This is a genomic window from Streptomyces sp. TOM-9, assembly GCF_056858595.1.
This window is the reverse complement of record NZ_JBXEQB010000001.1, coordinates 7,744,857-7,757,249: the sequence shown is the minus strand read 5'-3', so window position 1 is coordinate 7,757,249 and position 12,393 is coordinate 7,744,857. Positions and strand designations below refer to the sequence as shown.

The following is a 12,393-nucleotide window of genomic DNA, read 5'->3' as shown; positions in this document are numbered from 1 at the left end:
TTGCCGGGGCCCCGGCACCGGCGTAGCTTCTGCTCCGGCCTGCCACCGTCCGATTGGAGAAGGCCGTTGCTCTTCTGAGGTCAGGGACACCGTGTCCGCGGCTCGCCGAACCGGCGTCCGCGCGGGCCCGTGTGCGACCTCGGCCGTGAGCAGCCGCCTGCGTGCAGCGCCCGCCTTCCGGTGTCCCCGTGTGCCGACCCGTCGTCATTCACGAGCACCCCGGAGGAACACATGGGACATCCCACGATCTCCATCACCTGCACCGACCTCTCCTTCGCCTGGCCGGACGGCACTCCCGTCCTGGACGGTTTCCAGCTCGCCGTCGGCCCGGGCCGCACCGGCCTCATCGGGCTCAACGGCTCGGGGAAGTCCACCCTGTTGCGGCTCTTCGCGGGCGAACTGACGCCCGTCGAAGGGACGGTTCGCGTCGCCGGCGAGGTCGGCTACCTGCCGCAGGACGTCGTCCTGGACACCGCGCTGCGGGTGGACGAGGCCCTGGGCATCGCGGACGCGCGGGCCGCGCTGCACGCCGTCGAGGCCGGCGACGTGCGCGAGGAGAACTTCGCGGCGGTCGGCGACGACTGGGACGTGGAGGAGCGGGCCCGCGCCGGACTGGACGGCCTCGGGCTGGGTCACGTCGGCCTCGACCGGGTCGTCGGCGAACTGTCGGGCGGCGAGTGCGTCCTGCTGCGGCTGGCGGCCCTGCTGCTGCGCCGTCCGGACGTGCTGCTGCTCGACGAGCCGACCAACAACCTCGACCTGGCGGCCAGGCAGCGGCTCCACGAGGCGGTCGCGGCCTGGAACGGCGTGCTGGTGGTCGTCTCCCACGACCGCGAACTGCTCCGGCACGTGGACCGGATCGCCGAGCTGCGCGACGGCGGGGTCCGCTGGTACGGGGGCGACATCGCCGTCTACGAGGAGGCCCTGGCCGTCGAGCAGGAGGCCGCCGAGCGCATGCTGCGCGTCGCGGAGTCCGATGTGCGGCGACAGAAGCGGGAGTTGGCCGACGCCAACGTCAAACTGGCCCGCCGGGTGCGGTACGGGCAGAAGATGTACGACTCCAAGCGGGAGCCGCGCGCCGTCATGAAACTGCGCAAGCGCAGCGCCCAGGTGTCGGCGGGCAAGCACCGGGTGCTGCACACCGAGCGGCTGGCGGAGGCGAAGGAGCGGCTGGACGAGGCCGTGGAGGCGGTGCGTGACGACGACGAGATCCGCGTCGACCTGCCGCACACCGCGGTGCCCGCCGGCCGGAACGTGCTGACGCTGCGTTCCCTGCGGACGGCGTACGGGGCGCCGGCCGGGGACCTGGAGCTGCGTGGCCCGGAACGGATCGCGCTGGTCGGCCGGAACGGCGCGGGGAAGACGACGCTGCTGCGCACGATCAGCGGCGAACTCCCCCCGGCGGCGGGCGAGGCGCAGGTGCACGTGCCGCTGCGCTTCCTGCCGCAGCGGCTGGACGTCCTGGACGACGAGCTGTCGGTCGTGGCCAACGTGGCGCGGTTCGCCCCGGAGGCGACGGGCAACCGCATCCGCGCGTCGCTGGCCCGCTTCCTGTTCCGTGGGGGACGGGCCGACCAGGCGGCCGGTTCGCTGTCGGGCGGGGAGCGGTTCCGGGCCTCGCTCGCGGCGCTGATGCTCGCCCAGCCCTCGCCGCAGCTGCTGCTGCTCGACGAGCCGACGAACAGCCTGGACATGGCGAGCGTACGGCAGTTGACGACGGCGCTGGCCTCCTACGAGGGGGCACTGGTCGTGGCGAGCCACGACCTGCCGTTCCTGCGGGGCATCGGCGTCACGAGCTGGCTGCGGCTCGACGCCGGCGGGCTCACCCGCGTCGAGCCGCTGTGACGGATGTGGTGCCGCTTCGGCGGCGGGGCTCCCCCCGGGGCCCCGCCGCCGGTGTCCGCGGGCCGCGTGGCGGCGTCAGCGGTACAGCTTGTTCACGGCGGTCCGCGTGGTCTTCTTGAAGGCCTTCAGCGGGATCCGGTCGAGGGTCCCCATCTGGCCCCACTCGACGACGGTGACGGTTCGGCCGTCGCGGCCGATCCCGTAGAGCCGGACGTTGTGCTCGGACTCGGGGGGTGCGACGTGCACGCCGTAGACGTGTGCGCCCTCCTCCACGTCGAGGGCGCCGAAGTCCTTCCAGTCGGCCTCCGAGCCCGGGTTCTGCTCCAGGAAGCGGCCGGCGCAGCCCCGCACGGACGCGCGGAGCTTGGCGGCCAGGTCACGCGCCGCCTTGGTGTTCTTGGTCGTGAAGGTGACCTGCTGGGCGTTGGTGTCCAGTTCGGTCCAGAACGAGCGGTGCGAGACGCCCTTGCGGGGCAGGCCGCGCAGGGCGCAGGCGGTGCCGCCCTCGGGCAGGCCGGCGGTGACCCGGTCGGCGTACCAGGGCGAGAGGGGGTACGGCGGCAGTTCCTTCGGTGCGAGGAACCTGGGCGCTGCGGTGGGCGCGGCGGCCCCGGCCTCGGCGGAGCCGGCGGCGAGGAGAGAGGTGGCGGCGACCGCGGCCAGCGCGGTCACGGCGGCGCGGCGGGTGGGTGTGCGGTTCAAGGTGCTTCCCCCGTGGTCAGGTCGTGGACGAGGACCGTCGCCGAGCGGCGGCGGCACTGCACCTCAGCCTGCGGGGCGCCGTCACGACCCGGCAACAGCAGCGGCGGGTTCCGGGACGCCGGAACGGTTGCGCGTACCCTGGCCTGGGGAGACGTGAGCGCCCTGGAACGGGCGGCCGGGACACGGGAAGACGTCGGGGGCGCGGGACATGGGTGGTACGGCGGCGGGCAGCGAGCACTTCGCCCGGTCTTTACGTGACCTGAAGGACCGTTCGGGGCTGAGCTACGGGCAGCTGGCGACCCGGCTCCACGTCAGCACGTCGACCCTGCACCGCTATTGCAACGGCGACGCCGTACCGGCCGACTACGCGGTCGTGGAACGCCTGGCGCGGTTGTGCGGCGCGGGGCCGGAGGAACTGGTCGAGCTGCACCGCCGATGGGTGCTCGCGGACGCGGTCCGGCGGGTCGGCAACCGCGGCGGCGGTGCGGTGGCCGAGCGCGACGAGAGCGGGGACGGGGAAGCCGAGGCGAGCGGGGACGACGTCGCCGCCGCCGGGAACGCCCCTGTCGGAAACGCGCCTGCGCCCGGCCCCGAGGCGGCCCCGCAGGCGCCCGCCGAACTCGACCCGATCGGCACCGTCCCGGCGCCGCGCCGGCCGCGCTCCTGGCGCCGGCGTCTGTCCCGGCCCGCCGTCGCCGGATCGGTGGCGGCGCTCGTGCTCACCGGCGCCGCGCTGGCGATGACCGACGGCACAGGCGGCGAGGGTCCGCCGGCCCACGCCGCCTCCTCGCCCTCCGCGCGCCCCGGCGGGGCGGGAGGCACACCGCCCTCGGCGGGTGGGACGGGCACGGTCCCGGCCTCGCCCGGCGCTTCCCCCTCCGGACAGGCCTCGTCCACGAAGCCGTCGGCGAAGGGCACCGACACCGGTCCTCGCTCCCCCGGCGGCAACACGGATTCCCACGCCCCGGTGCCCGCGCGGCCCCTGGTCTGGAGCGTGCGCTCGCACGTCTGGGAGAACGGCTGCGGTCACGACTACCTCATCGACCGGCCCCCCGCGGACGTCCCTCCCCCGCCGGTCTCCCAGGACGCGCGCGCCTGGGCCGGCGCCCTCGGCGCCGTGCACGGCGGTACGACCATCGTCGAGGCCACGGTCCGGGGGCGCGGGTCGACGCCGGTGGTGGTGCAGGCCCTGCACATCCGCGTCGTCGAACGCCGCGACCCGCTGCGCTGGTCGTCGTACTCGATGGACAACGGCTGCGGTGGAGCGCTGACCCCCGCGGAGTACGCGGTGGACCTCGACGCCGCGCGTCCGCAGCCGCGGCCGCGGGACGGCTCCGACAGCGAGCACGTCCTTCCCGCGGTCCGCCTCCCCTACCAGGTCTCCGCACAGGATCCGCTGGTGCTCAGGGTGCACGCCCGCACGGTGCGCTGCGACTGCGACTGGTTCCTCGAACTGGAGTGGAGCGCCGGCGGCCTGACGGACACGGTCCGCATCGACGACGGCGGCCGCCCCTTCCGCACCAGCGGCGTCAAGGGCCGCCCCGAGTACGGTTACTGGTCCTCCGGGGGCTGGACCCGCAACTAGGCTCCGCGCCCTGCCCCGGCGCCCCGTGCCCGTCCCTCGTCCCCCGCTCCGGGACGTGACGAAGGGCCCCCACCCCCCCCCCGTGAAGGGTGGGGACCCGGTCCCCCGTTTCCCGTCGGCCGCGTCCCTGGCGGTCAGAGGCCGAACGGCCAGATGAGGCCCTTGTTCATGGTGATGAGCACGACCAGCACCATCAGGTCGGCCGCGCCGAGGACCAGGCCGAGGATCGCCCGGACCGGACGCCGGGTGCCCCGGACGAGCGCGACGCCACCGAGAATCAGGGCGAAGGGGCCGAGCACGATGTTGAAGGCCAGCAGGCCGACCAGGCCCAGCACGAACGAGGCGACGGCCATGCCGTCGGAACCGTCCGAGCCCGACCGGGCTTCCATGGCGCGCAGTTCGCGCTCACGGGCGGGTACGTAGGAGTCCATGGGTGGGTTCCCCCCTGGGAGACGTGGGGTCAACGGTGGCGGTGGTGCCCGACGCGCTCGCGAACGTAGAACGTGAGCAGCCAGACACCGACCACGCCCGCGGCGACGAAGAAGACGGAGGACGAGGTGTACGAGACGGTGCCCAGGAGGATCCCCATGGCGACCAGGACGACGAGGAGGGTCACGGCGTGTGCCTTTCTCGGTTGCCGGATGGCACTGCGGGCTGCGGACGACGTCACAGCTCAGTGAACAACTGGAATAACAGTTGTTCACTGAGTCGGTACTCTACTCTCGCGCAACTCGGCGAACGGCTGTTTACTGGATGACATGAGTCACACCCTCGGGGTCCGTGAGGCCCAGAAGCAGCAGACCCGGCGGGCCCTCCTCGACGCGGGCCTGCGCCTGCTGGAGAACCAGAGTCTGAGCAGCCTGGGGCTGCGCGAGGTCACCCGTGAAGTGGGGGTCGCGCCCGCCGGGTTCTACCGGCACTTCCGCGACATGGGCGATCTCGGAGTGGCCCTGGTCGCCGAGTCGCTGGGCAGTCTGCACGCGATGATCCGGGCGATCCTGGCCGAGCAGGACGACGCCGAGGAGGTCATCGCCCGCTCCGTCCGCGTCATCACCCTGCACGTGCGCGACCACCGGTCGCACATCCGCTTCATCGCCCGCGAGCGGCACGGCGGGGTGCAGGCCGTCCGCGAGGCCATCGCCGCCGAACTCTCGCTCTTCGCCGACGAAGTGGCCGCGGGGCTCGGCGCGCAGCCCGTCTCGCAGGGCTGGACGGCCGAGGACGTGCGCATGCTCGCCGAGTTGTACGTGGACCGCATGCTGATGACGGCGATCGCCTTCATGGAGGCGCCAACCGGCGACGCCGCGGCCGAGGAACGCATCGCGGAGCGGGCCCGCAAGGAGCTCTACCTGATCCACCTGGGACGTCGGCACTGGCTGGACGCCTGAGGGTGAATTGGCACTTGCATGGGCCCGGCATCTAGGGTGGTCGCATGGCTTTCGCACTCTTTCGGCGCAATCGGACGGCCAACGGCACCACGGATCCGGCTCTGTTGCCACCGATCGCCAGGGGCGCGGGACTGATCAGCTGTCAGGTGCTCGACCCCGCGGGCCGGCCGATGGGCGGGGCCGAGGTCACCGTGTCCGACGCCCGCACCCACCGCACGCAGGTGAGGGCGATCAGCGACCCGTACGGGACGTTCCTCGCCACCCTGCCGCCCGGGCACCACTCCGTGATGATCAGCGCGGACGGCATGCGGCCCTACCGGGGCACGGTGGAGATCGCGGAGGGACTCCAGTCCCCCATCGGCGCGGTGCGGTTGGCCCCCGCGCCGGGGCTCGAACTGCCGCCGCCGGGCACCTGGTTCTTCGACCCGCCGCACACGGCCGTCCGGTTCATCGCCAAGCACGTCGGCATGGCCCATGTGCACGGCCGTTTCGACCGCTTCGAGGGCGGCATACGCGTCGCGGAACGCATGGAGGACTCCCACGTCGAGATCACCATCGACGCCGCGAGCATCAACACCGGCAACCGGACCCGGGACGACCACCTGCGCTCCGGTGACTTCCTGGACGTGGCCGCCCATCCCTGGATCCGGTTCGCGAGCGACCGTTTCGTGCACCAGGGCGGCTCCCGGTGGGCCGTCCACGGCCACCTCAGCATGCACGGCACCAGCCGCTCGGTGACCCTGGACACCGACTACCTGGGCATGGCGACCGGCGGCTACGGCGAGGAGCTGCGCTGCGCCGCCTTCGCCACCGCCGAACTGCACCGCGACGACTACACCCTCAACTGGCGGAGCATGCTGGCGCGGGGCATCGCGGTGGTGGGCCCGACCATCAAGCTGGAACTCGACGTCCAGGCCATGTTCTCCAGCCACGACACCCCGACGCCACCGGAGTAGCCGCCGCGCGCGCCCTCAGCCCGCGGAGGGCACCGGTGTGATGACGGCGAAGGCCGCGCCCTGCGGGTCGACGACCTGGCCGAAGCGCCCGACCTGCGGCATGTCCATCGCGGGGACGCGGATCGTGCAGCCGGCCTGGACGGCCTTGGCGAGCGTGGCGTCGCAGTCGGCCACCGCGAAGTACGGCAGCCAGTGCCCGCCGGCGCCCGCGGCCAGCATCTCCTCGTCGAGCTGCATGACGCCGCCGTGGGCGTCGCTCTCGCCGCCGCCCGCCGGGGAGACCATGGTGTAGACGTTGCCGGGCATCTGGGAGTCCTCGGTCTTCCACTCGAAGACCGAGCGGTAGAAGGCCAGCGCCGCGGGAGCGTCGGTGGTGTAGAGCTCGGTCCAGTACAGGGAGCCGGGCTCGTTGACGACGTCCAGGCCCTTGTTGGCGCCCGGCTGCCACACGCAGAACCGGGCCCCGGTCGGGTCGGCGTACGCCGCCATCCGCCCGAGGTCGAAGACGTCCATGGGGGAGAACCGCACCCCGCCGCCCGCCTGTTCGACGGACTTGGTGGTGGCGTCGGCGTCGGCCGTCTGGAAGAACGGCTCCCAGGCCGCGGTGGTGACGCCGGGTTCGTTGTTCGGGCCGATGCCCGCGACGGTCCGGTCACCGGTGCGGAACATGCCGTAGCCGCCGGCCTCCGGTCCGGCCGAGAGGAAGTCCCAGCCGAAGACCTCGCGGTAGTAGGCCACCGAGGCCTCGACGTCGGGGGTCCCCAGGTCGAGCCAGTTGGGGGCGCCGGGAACGTAGTTGGTGCTGAGCATGGGGTGCTCCTTCGACGGGGGGTGCTGTGCCCTGGTCGCTCCCAGTCTTGCAGCGGGCACTGACAGTGGCCCCGTGCCGCTCCGTCAGCCCTGCCGTGGCTGGCTGGCGATGACCGCGAACAGCGCGCCGAAGGGGTCCGCGAGGTGCGCGAAGCGCCCGACGCCCTCGGCGTGCTGCGGCGCCATGACGACCGTCCCGCCCAGCTGCCCGGCCTTGGCGACGACCGCGTCGGCGTCCTCGACCTCGAAGTAGGGCAGCCACCGCGGGGTGACGCCGGCGGCCCTCATCTCCTCGGTGATCTCCACGATGCCGCCCAGGGACGCCTCCCGGCCGCCGCCCGAGGTCGACAGCACGGCGTAGCGGGTGGTGCCCAGCGGCACGTCCTGCGCCTGCCACTCGAAGACCGCGCCGTAGAAGGCGCCGGCCGCGGCGGCGTCCGGCGCGTACAGCTCCGCCCACCCGAGGCTGCCCGGCTCGGTGACCACGTCGAGGCCCTTGGTGTCGCGGGGCTGCCACACGGCGAACTCCGCTCCCCCGGGGTCGGTGAAGCCGGCCATCCGGCCGTTGCTGAAGACGTCGAAGGGCGCGAAGCGGACCGTGCCGCCGGCCTGCTCGACCGCCTTGGCGGTGGCGTCGGCGTCGGCCGTCTGGAAGTACAGCGTCCAGGAGGACCGCATGCCCTCCTCGCTGAGCGGCCCGAACGCGGCCACGGTCTTCCCGCCGAGACGGAAGAAGCCGTAGCCGCCGGCCTCGGGCCCGAGCGACTGCGCGTCCCAGGCGAAGAGCCCGGTGTAGAAGGAGACCGCCGCCCCGAGGTCCGGGCTGCCCAGGTCGATCCAGTTCGGGGCGCCGTTGACGTACTGGGTGGTGAGCATGGCGGTCTCCTTGGCCTGCGTGCGTGCCCGGTGCTGCCGTGGTCCCGGTGTCCGTCCTCAGTCTGGCACCGGTGCCCGGCTCGCGCCGGGCGGCGTCACTTCCCCTGGGTGAACGCGTCGTAGGCCTTGAGCACGTCGTCCGTGGGGCCGTCCATCCGCAGCGTGCCGTGCTCCAGCCAGATGGCGCGGTCGCAGGTGTCGCGGATCGACTTGTTGTTGTGGCTGACCAGGAAGACGGTGCCGGCCTCCTTGCGCAGTTCGCGGATCCGCGCCTCGGAGCGCTTGCGGAACCGGTTGTCGCCGGTGGCCAGCGCCTCGTCGATCATCAGGACGTCGTGGCTCCTGGCCGCGGCGATCGAGAAGCGCAGCCGGGCCGCCATGCCGGAGGAGTAGGTCCGCATCGGGAGGGAGATGAAGTCGCCCTTCTCGTTGATGCCGGAGAACTCCACGATCGAGTCGTAGCGCTCCCGCACCTCGTCCTGCGACATCCCCATCGCCAGGCCACCGAGCATGATGTTGCGCTCGCCGGTCAGGTCGTTCATCAGGGCGGCGTTCACGCCGAGCAGCGAGGGCTGCCCCTGGGTGTACACCTTGCCGCTCTCCGCGGGCAGCAGCCCCGCGACCGCCTTGAGGAGGGTCGACTTGCCCGAGCCGTTGGAGCCGATCAGCCCGATCGACTCGCCCCGGTAGGCGGTGAAGCTGACGCCGCGCACGGCGTGCACCTTGCGGACGTTGGGGTTGCCTCCCTTGCGGCGGACCAGCCGCGACAGGGCGTTGACCGCGGTGCCGCGGCCGGACCCCGCGCCGTGCACCCGGTACACGATGTGCAGGTCGTCCACGATCACGGTGGGGATGCGCTCAGCCACGGCCGTACCTCTCCTCAGCCTTCCAGAACCACACGAAGCCCCCGATGCCCATGACCAGGGCCCAGCCCAGGGCGACCGCCCACACGTGCGGCGGCAGCTGCTCGGAGGTGAAGCTGTCGATCAGCGCGAAGCGCATCAGGTCGATGTAGACCGCCGCCGGGTTCAGACCGAGCAGGATCTTCACGGCCTGCGGCGCGTGCGCCGCCACGTGGCTGATGCTGTACATGACACCGGAGGTGTACATCCAGGTCCGCAGGATGAACGGCATCAGCTGCGCGAGGTCGGTCATCTTGCTGCCGAGCCGCGCCATCACCAGCGCCAGGCCCGCGTTGAACACCGACTGCAGGATCAGCGCCGGGATCGCGAGCAGCCAGGACGGCCTCGGCACCTCGCCGGTCATCAGCACGATGGCGAAGAGCACCAGCATCGACATCAGCAACTGCTGCAGCTGCATGATCGTCTGCGCGATCGGCAGGCTGGCGCGGGGGAAGTGCAGGGCCCGCACCAGGCCGAGGTTGCCCGAGATCGCACGCACGCCCGCCATCACCGAGGACTGGGTGAAGGTGTAGACGAAGATGCCGGTGACCAGGAACGCGATGTAGTTGTCCACGCCGCGGTCGGTCCCCAGCAGCAGGCCGAAGATCAGGTAGTAGACCGCCGCGTTGAGCAACGGGGTCAGCACCTGCCACAGTTGACCCAGGCGCGCCCGCGTGTACTGCGCCGCCACGCGGGCGGTGGCGTACGAGGTGATGAAGTGCCGGCGTCCCCACAGCTGCCGCACGTAGGCGCCCAGACCGGGACGGGCCCCGCTCACCGTGAGGCCGTACTTGGCCGCCAGCTGTGCGGGGGACGGCGCCGGAGCGCCGGGCGGCGCGGGCGCCGCTGAGGAGGACTCGATGTCAAGGCTCACGAGGGGGGCGCTTCCGTTCGGGGGGTGAGGCGCAAGGGGGGGTGGTTGTGCGCCGACGGAACGAGACCGTATCGTCGTTACCAGGACGTTAGACCACACGAGCGTTGGAACGCAACCGTTCCGTCCCGTCGTCGCGTAGGCTGCCGGACATGGCACCGGACACCGCACCCCCACGACGCGCCCCCGCCGGGGCGGCTGTGCTCCGAGACGATGTCACGGAGGCGATCCGGGCGGCCGTCTTCGAGGAGCTCGCCGCGGTCGGGTACGGCCGGATGTCCATCGAGGGCATCGCACGGCGTGCGGGCGTGGGCAAGGCCGCGGTCTACCGGCGCTGGCGTTCCAAGCTGCCGCTGGTCCTCGACGTGGTCTCCGCCGTCGCGGCGCTCGGCGTGCCGGCGCCCGCCACCGGCAGCCTGCCGGGCGACATCCGGATGCTGCTGGAGGTGACGGCGCGGGCACTGCGGCACCCCGTCGCCTCGCAGATCATCCCCGACCTGCTGGCGGAGGCCTCGCGCAACCCGGAGATCGCCGAGACCCTGCAGACGGCGCTGCGCGACACCCAGCGCGGCATCGCCACCGCCATCGTCGAGGCCGCGGTCGAACGCGGCGAGCTCCCCGCCGGCACGGACTGCGACCTCGCGCTCGACCTCATGGCCGGCCCCCTCTACTGGCGCCTCGCGGTCCTCCGCTCCCCCCTCACCCCCCGCTACCTCGACCGTCTCGCCGCCGCCACGGCCGCGGCCCTGGCGGCGTCGGCCTGACGCCTGCGCGGGCCGGGCTCCAGGTAGACCTGGCCCAGGGGACTGTGGCGCAGCCGCCTGACCTCGAGGTCCGTGATCGACGCGGGCGGGTCCAGGTCGGCCTGGTCGCGGGCCGCGGCTCGCCCCATCGCGGCGGCCACGGCGGCGTCGGCTCCTTCCTTGGTGTCGTCGACGACGTAGTAGTGCCAGGTCTCGCCACTGCGGGCCGCGTGGCGGCGCAGGCCCACGAGCCACTGGTCCGTGCAGGTCGCGGGGCCGGCCGGATACTGACGGTCGATGGTGGTGTGCATGCCTTCTGCTCCCCTGGATCAGTCGGCCACCGGCGGTGGTGGCCGGCCGGGGCCGCCCGCCGGCTCAGTCGGCGGGCGGCCTCGTGGCGGTCGCGTCCCCTGCGGGCCGCGGCCCGGTCAGATCGTGGACGCGTCGATCACGAAGCGGTAGCGCACGTCGCTGGCGAGGATGCGCCGGAAGGCCTCGTTGATCCGGTCGGCGGGGATCAGCTCGATCTCCGCGCCGAAGCCGTGCCCCGCGCAGAAGTCCAGCATTTCCTGCGTCTCCGCGATGCCGCCGATCAGGGAACCGGCGATGGTCCTGCGGCCGGTGATCACGGAGAAGAGGTCCAGGGAGATCGGCTCCTCGGGCAGGCCGACGTTCACCAGGGCGCCGTCGGTCTTGAGCAGCTTGAGGTAGGCGCCGAAGTCGAGCGGAGCCGAGACGGTGGACAGGATGATGTCGAAGGTGCCCTCGAGCTCCTCGAACGTCCTCGGGTCGCCGGTGGCGCGGTAGTGGTCGGCGCCCAGCCGCAGTCCGTCATCCTTCTTGCGCAGGGACTGCGAGAGCACCGTCACCTCGGCGCCGAGCGCATGGGCGATCTTGACGGCCAGGTGACCGAGGCCGCCCATGCCCAGGACCGCCACCTTCCTGCCCGGTCCGGCGCCGAAGTGCCGGAGCGGGGAGTAGGTGGTGATGCCGGCGCAGAGCAGGGGTGCGGCCACGTCCAGGGAGAGGCCGTCGGGGATGCGCAGGACGTAGTTCTCGTCGACGACGATGGCGCGGGAGTAGCCGCCGTAGGTGGGCTCGCCGTCCCTGCCGACCGCGTTGTACGTGAAGATCATGCCGCCGCCCGTGCAGTACTGCTCCAGGCCCGCCTTGCAGTTGTCGCAGGTGCGGCACGAGTCGACCATGCAGCCGACGCCCACCCGGTCACCGACCTGGAACTTCGTGACGCCGGGGCCGACTTCGGAGACGACGCCGGCGATCTCGTGGCCGGGGACCATCGGGAAGATCGCCTCACCCCAGCCCTCGTCGACCTGGTGGATGTCGGAGTGACAGATGCCGGCGTACTTGACGTCGATCAGGACGTCGAACTCGCCGACCTCGCGACGCTCGATGGTCATGCGCTCCAGCGGGGACTTGGGAGCGTGGGCGGCGTACGCGTGGGTGGTGGTGGTCATGTCCGTGGTCTCCTCAGGGATCGGTGCCATCACGTTCGGTGATCGCGGCAGGTGGCGGCAGCCTCGATGCGCTCGGGGATGCCGTCTGCGGGAGGGGAGGGGGACCGGGAACGGGGGCTCGGCTGGATCCGTGCCTGCCCGGTGGGCCTCCGCAATCCAGGACACCACGCGGGAACCGGGCCGCAGGGGCCGCTTTCCGGCCCTGACCTGCCGGGGAACCGGTTGCGTAGGACTCGGCGA

Annotated in this window: 14 protein-coding genes; 5 read left to right on the top strand and 9 right to left on the bottom strand. The window is 72.5% G+C overall.

The annotated features are described in order from the left end of the window. Positions 1-231: 231 nt before the first annotated feature. A complete protein-coding gene (locus tag AC1VWI_RS35705) occupies positions 232-1,845 on the top strand; it encodes an ABC-F family ATP-binding cassette domain-containing protein (RefSeq protein ID WP_499515152.1) in 1,614 nt (537 codons plus the stop codon). A 75-nt stretch (positions 1,846-1,920) separates the two neighbouring features. Here AC1VWI_RS35705 and AC1VWI_RS35700 read toward each other — a convergent pair whose 3' ends face one another. Further along, entirely contained in the window at positions 1,921-2,547 is a 627-nt protein-coding gene (locus AC1VWI_RS35700; protein WP_499515151.1) for a hypothetical protein, read from the bottom strand. A 208-nt stretch (positions 2,548-2,755) separates the two neighbouring features. Here AC1VWI_RS35700 and AC1VWI_RS35695 point away from each other — a divergent pair, with 208 nt between their 5' ends. Then, the gene (locus AC1VWI_RS35695) at positions 2,756-4,132 is read left to right on the top strand and encodes a helix-turn-helix domain-containing protein (RefSeq protein ID WP_499515150.1); all 1,377 of its coding nucleotides are present in this window, start codon (positions 2,756-2,758) and stop codon (positions 4,130-4,132) included. A 134-nt stretch (positions 4,133-4,266) separates the two neighbouring features. Here the strand turns inward: AC1VWI_RS35695 and AC1VWI_RS35690 are convergent, their stop codons facing one another. Then, complete coding sequence (locus AC1VWI_RS35690) at positions 4,267-4,563, bottom strand: DUF4190 domain-containing protein (protein ID WP_499515149.1); 297 nt, start codon at positions 4,561-4,563, stop codon at positions 4,267-4,269. Positions 4,564-4,592: 29 nt separating this feature from the next. Beyond that, complete coding sequence (locus AC1VWI_RS35685; RefSeq protein WP_499515148.1) at positions 4,593-4,748, bottom strand: hypothetical protein; 156 nt, start codon at positions 4,746-4,748, stop codon at positions 4,593-4,595. Between the two features lie 142 nt (positions 4,749-4,890). Between AC1VWI_RS35685 and AC1VWI_RS35680 the strand changes: the two genes are divergently transcribed. Together AC1VWI_RS35680 and AC1VWI_RS35675 are read left to right on the top strand one after the other, a co-directional pair. Then, positions 4,891-5,520 carry a TetR family transcriptional regulator gene (locus AC1VWI_RS35680; RefSeq protein ID WP_499515147.1) on the top strand — a complete coding sequence of 210 codons (630 nt, stop codon included), beginning with the start codon at positions 4,891-4,893 and terminating at the stop codon, positions 5,518-5,520. Positions 5,521-5,564: 44 nt separating this feature from the next. Next, entirely contained in the window at positions 5,565-6,476 is a 912-nt protein-coding gene (locus AC1VWI_RS35675; RefSeq protein ID WP_499515146.1) for a YceI family protein, read from the top strand. Positions 6,477-6,491: 15 nt separating this feature from the next. On the opposite strand, the gene AC1VWI_RS35670 is transcribed toward AC1VWI_RS35675, so the two are convergent. The 4 genes from AC1VWI_RS35670 to AC1VWI_RS35655 all read right to left on the bottom strand — a co-directional run bounded on the left by AC1VWI_RS35670 (position 6,492) and on the right by AC1VWI_RS35655 (position 9,938). After that, entirely contained in the window at positions 6,492-7,286 is a 795-nt protein-coding gene (locus tag AC1VWI_RS35670; protein WP_499515145.1) for a VOC family protein, read from the bottom strand. Between the two features lie 84 nt (positions 7,287-7,370). Beyond that, positions 7,371-8,162 (bottom strand): VOC family protein, encoded by a 792-nt coding sequence (locus AC1VWI_RS35665; RefSeq protein WP_499515144.1) that lies wholly within the window; start codon positions 8,160-8,162, stop codon positions 7,371-7,373. 95 nt (positions 8,163-8,257) lie between these two features. Beyond that, positions 8,258-9,028 (bottom strand): ABC transporter ATP-binding protein, encoded by a 771-nt coding sequence (locus tag AC1VWI_RS35660; protein ID WP_499515143.1) that lies wholly within the window; start codon positions 9,026-9,028, stop codon positions 8,258-8,260. Further along, positions 9,021-9,938, bottom strand: coding sequence for an ABC transporter permease (locus AC1VWI_RS35655; protein ID WP_499515142.1), 918 nt, complete (start codon positions 9,936-9,938; stop codon positions 9,021-9,023). Before AC1VWI_RS35655 ends, AC1VWI_RS35660 begins: the two co-directional genes overlap by 8 nt. A gap of 149 nt (positions 9,939-10,087) precedes the next feature. On the opposite strand from AC1VWI_RS35655, the gene AC1VWI_RS35650 reads away from it, so the two are divergent. Further along, positions 10,088-10,699 carry a TetR/AcrR family transcriptional regulator gene (locus AC1VWI_RS35650; protein ID WP_499515141.1) on the top strand — a complete coding sequence of 204 codons (612 nt, stop codon included), beginning with the start codon at positions 10,088-10,090 and terminating at the stop codon, positions 10,697-10,699. Here the strand turns inward: AC1VWI_RS35650 and AC1VWI_RS35645 are convergent. Both AC1VWI_RS35645 and AC1VWI_RS35640 read right to left on the bottom strand, forming a co-directional pair. Then, positions 10,645-10,989, bottom strand: a complete 345-nt coding sequence (locus AC1VWI_RS35645) for a hypothetical protein (RefSeq protein ID WP_499515140.1) — start codon at positions 10,987-10,989, stop codon at positions 10,645-10,647. The genes AC1VWI_RS35650 and AC1VWI_RS35645 overlap by 55 nt on opposite strands. Before the next feature lie 117 nt (positions 10,990-11,106). Further along, the gene (locus AC1VWI_RS35640) at positions 11,107-12,153 is read right to left on the bottom strand and encodes an NAD(P)-dependent alcohol dehydrogenase (RefSeq protein WP_499515139.1); all 1,047 of its coding nucleotides are present in this window, start codon (positions 12,151-12,153) and stop codon (positions 11,107-11,109) included. Positions 12,154-12,393: the final 240 nt, after the last annotated feature.

Excerpts from the sequence above, each read along its gene's own strand:
- AC1VWI_RS35705 (WP_499515152.1), top strand. The coding sequence starts at position 232 with ATGGGACATCCCACGATCTCCATCACCTGCACCGACCTCTCCTTCGCC.
- AC1VWI_RS35695 (WP_499515150.1), top strand. The coding sequence starts at position 2,756 with ATGGGTGGTACGGCGGCGGGCAGCGAGCACTTCGCCCGGTCTTTACGT.
- AC1VWI_RS35690 (WP_499515149.1), bottom strand. The coding sequence starts at position 4,563 with ATGGACTCCTACGTACCCGCCCGTGAGCGCGAACTGCGCGCCATGGAA.
- AC1VWI_RS35680 (WP_499515147.1), top strand. The coding sequence starts at position 4,891 with ATGAGTCACACCCTCGGGGTCCGTGAGGCCCAGAAGCAGCAGACCCGG.
- AC1VWI_RS35675 (WP_499515146.1), top strand. The coding sequence starts at position 5,565 with ATGGCTTTCGCACTCTTTCGGCGCAATCGGACGGCCAACGGCACCACG.
- AC1VWI_RS35670 (WP_499515145.1), bottom strand. The coding sequence starts at position 7,286 with ATGCTCAGCACCAACTACGTTCCCGGCGCCCCCAACTGGCTCGACCTG.
- AC1VWI_RS35665 (WP_499515144.1), bottom strand. The coding sequence starts at position 8,162 with ATGCTCACCACCCAGTACGTCAACGGCGCCCCGAACTGGATCGACCTG.
- AC1VWI_RS35650 (WP_499515141.1), top strand. The coding sequence starts at position 10,088 with ATGGCACCGGACACCGCACCCCCACGACGCGCCCCCGCCGGGGCGGCT.
- AC1VWI_RS35645 (WP_499515140.1), bottom strand. The coding sequence starts at position 10,989 with ATGCACACCACCATCGACCGTCAGTATCCGGCCGGCCCCGCGACCTGC.
- AC1VWI_RS35640 (WP_499515139.1), bottom strand. The coding sequence starts at position 12,153 with ATGACCACCACCACCCACGCGTACGCCGCCCACGCTCCCAAGTCCCCG.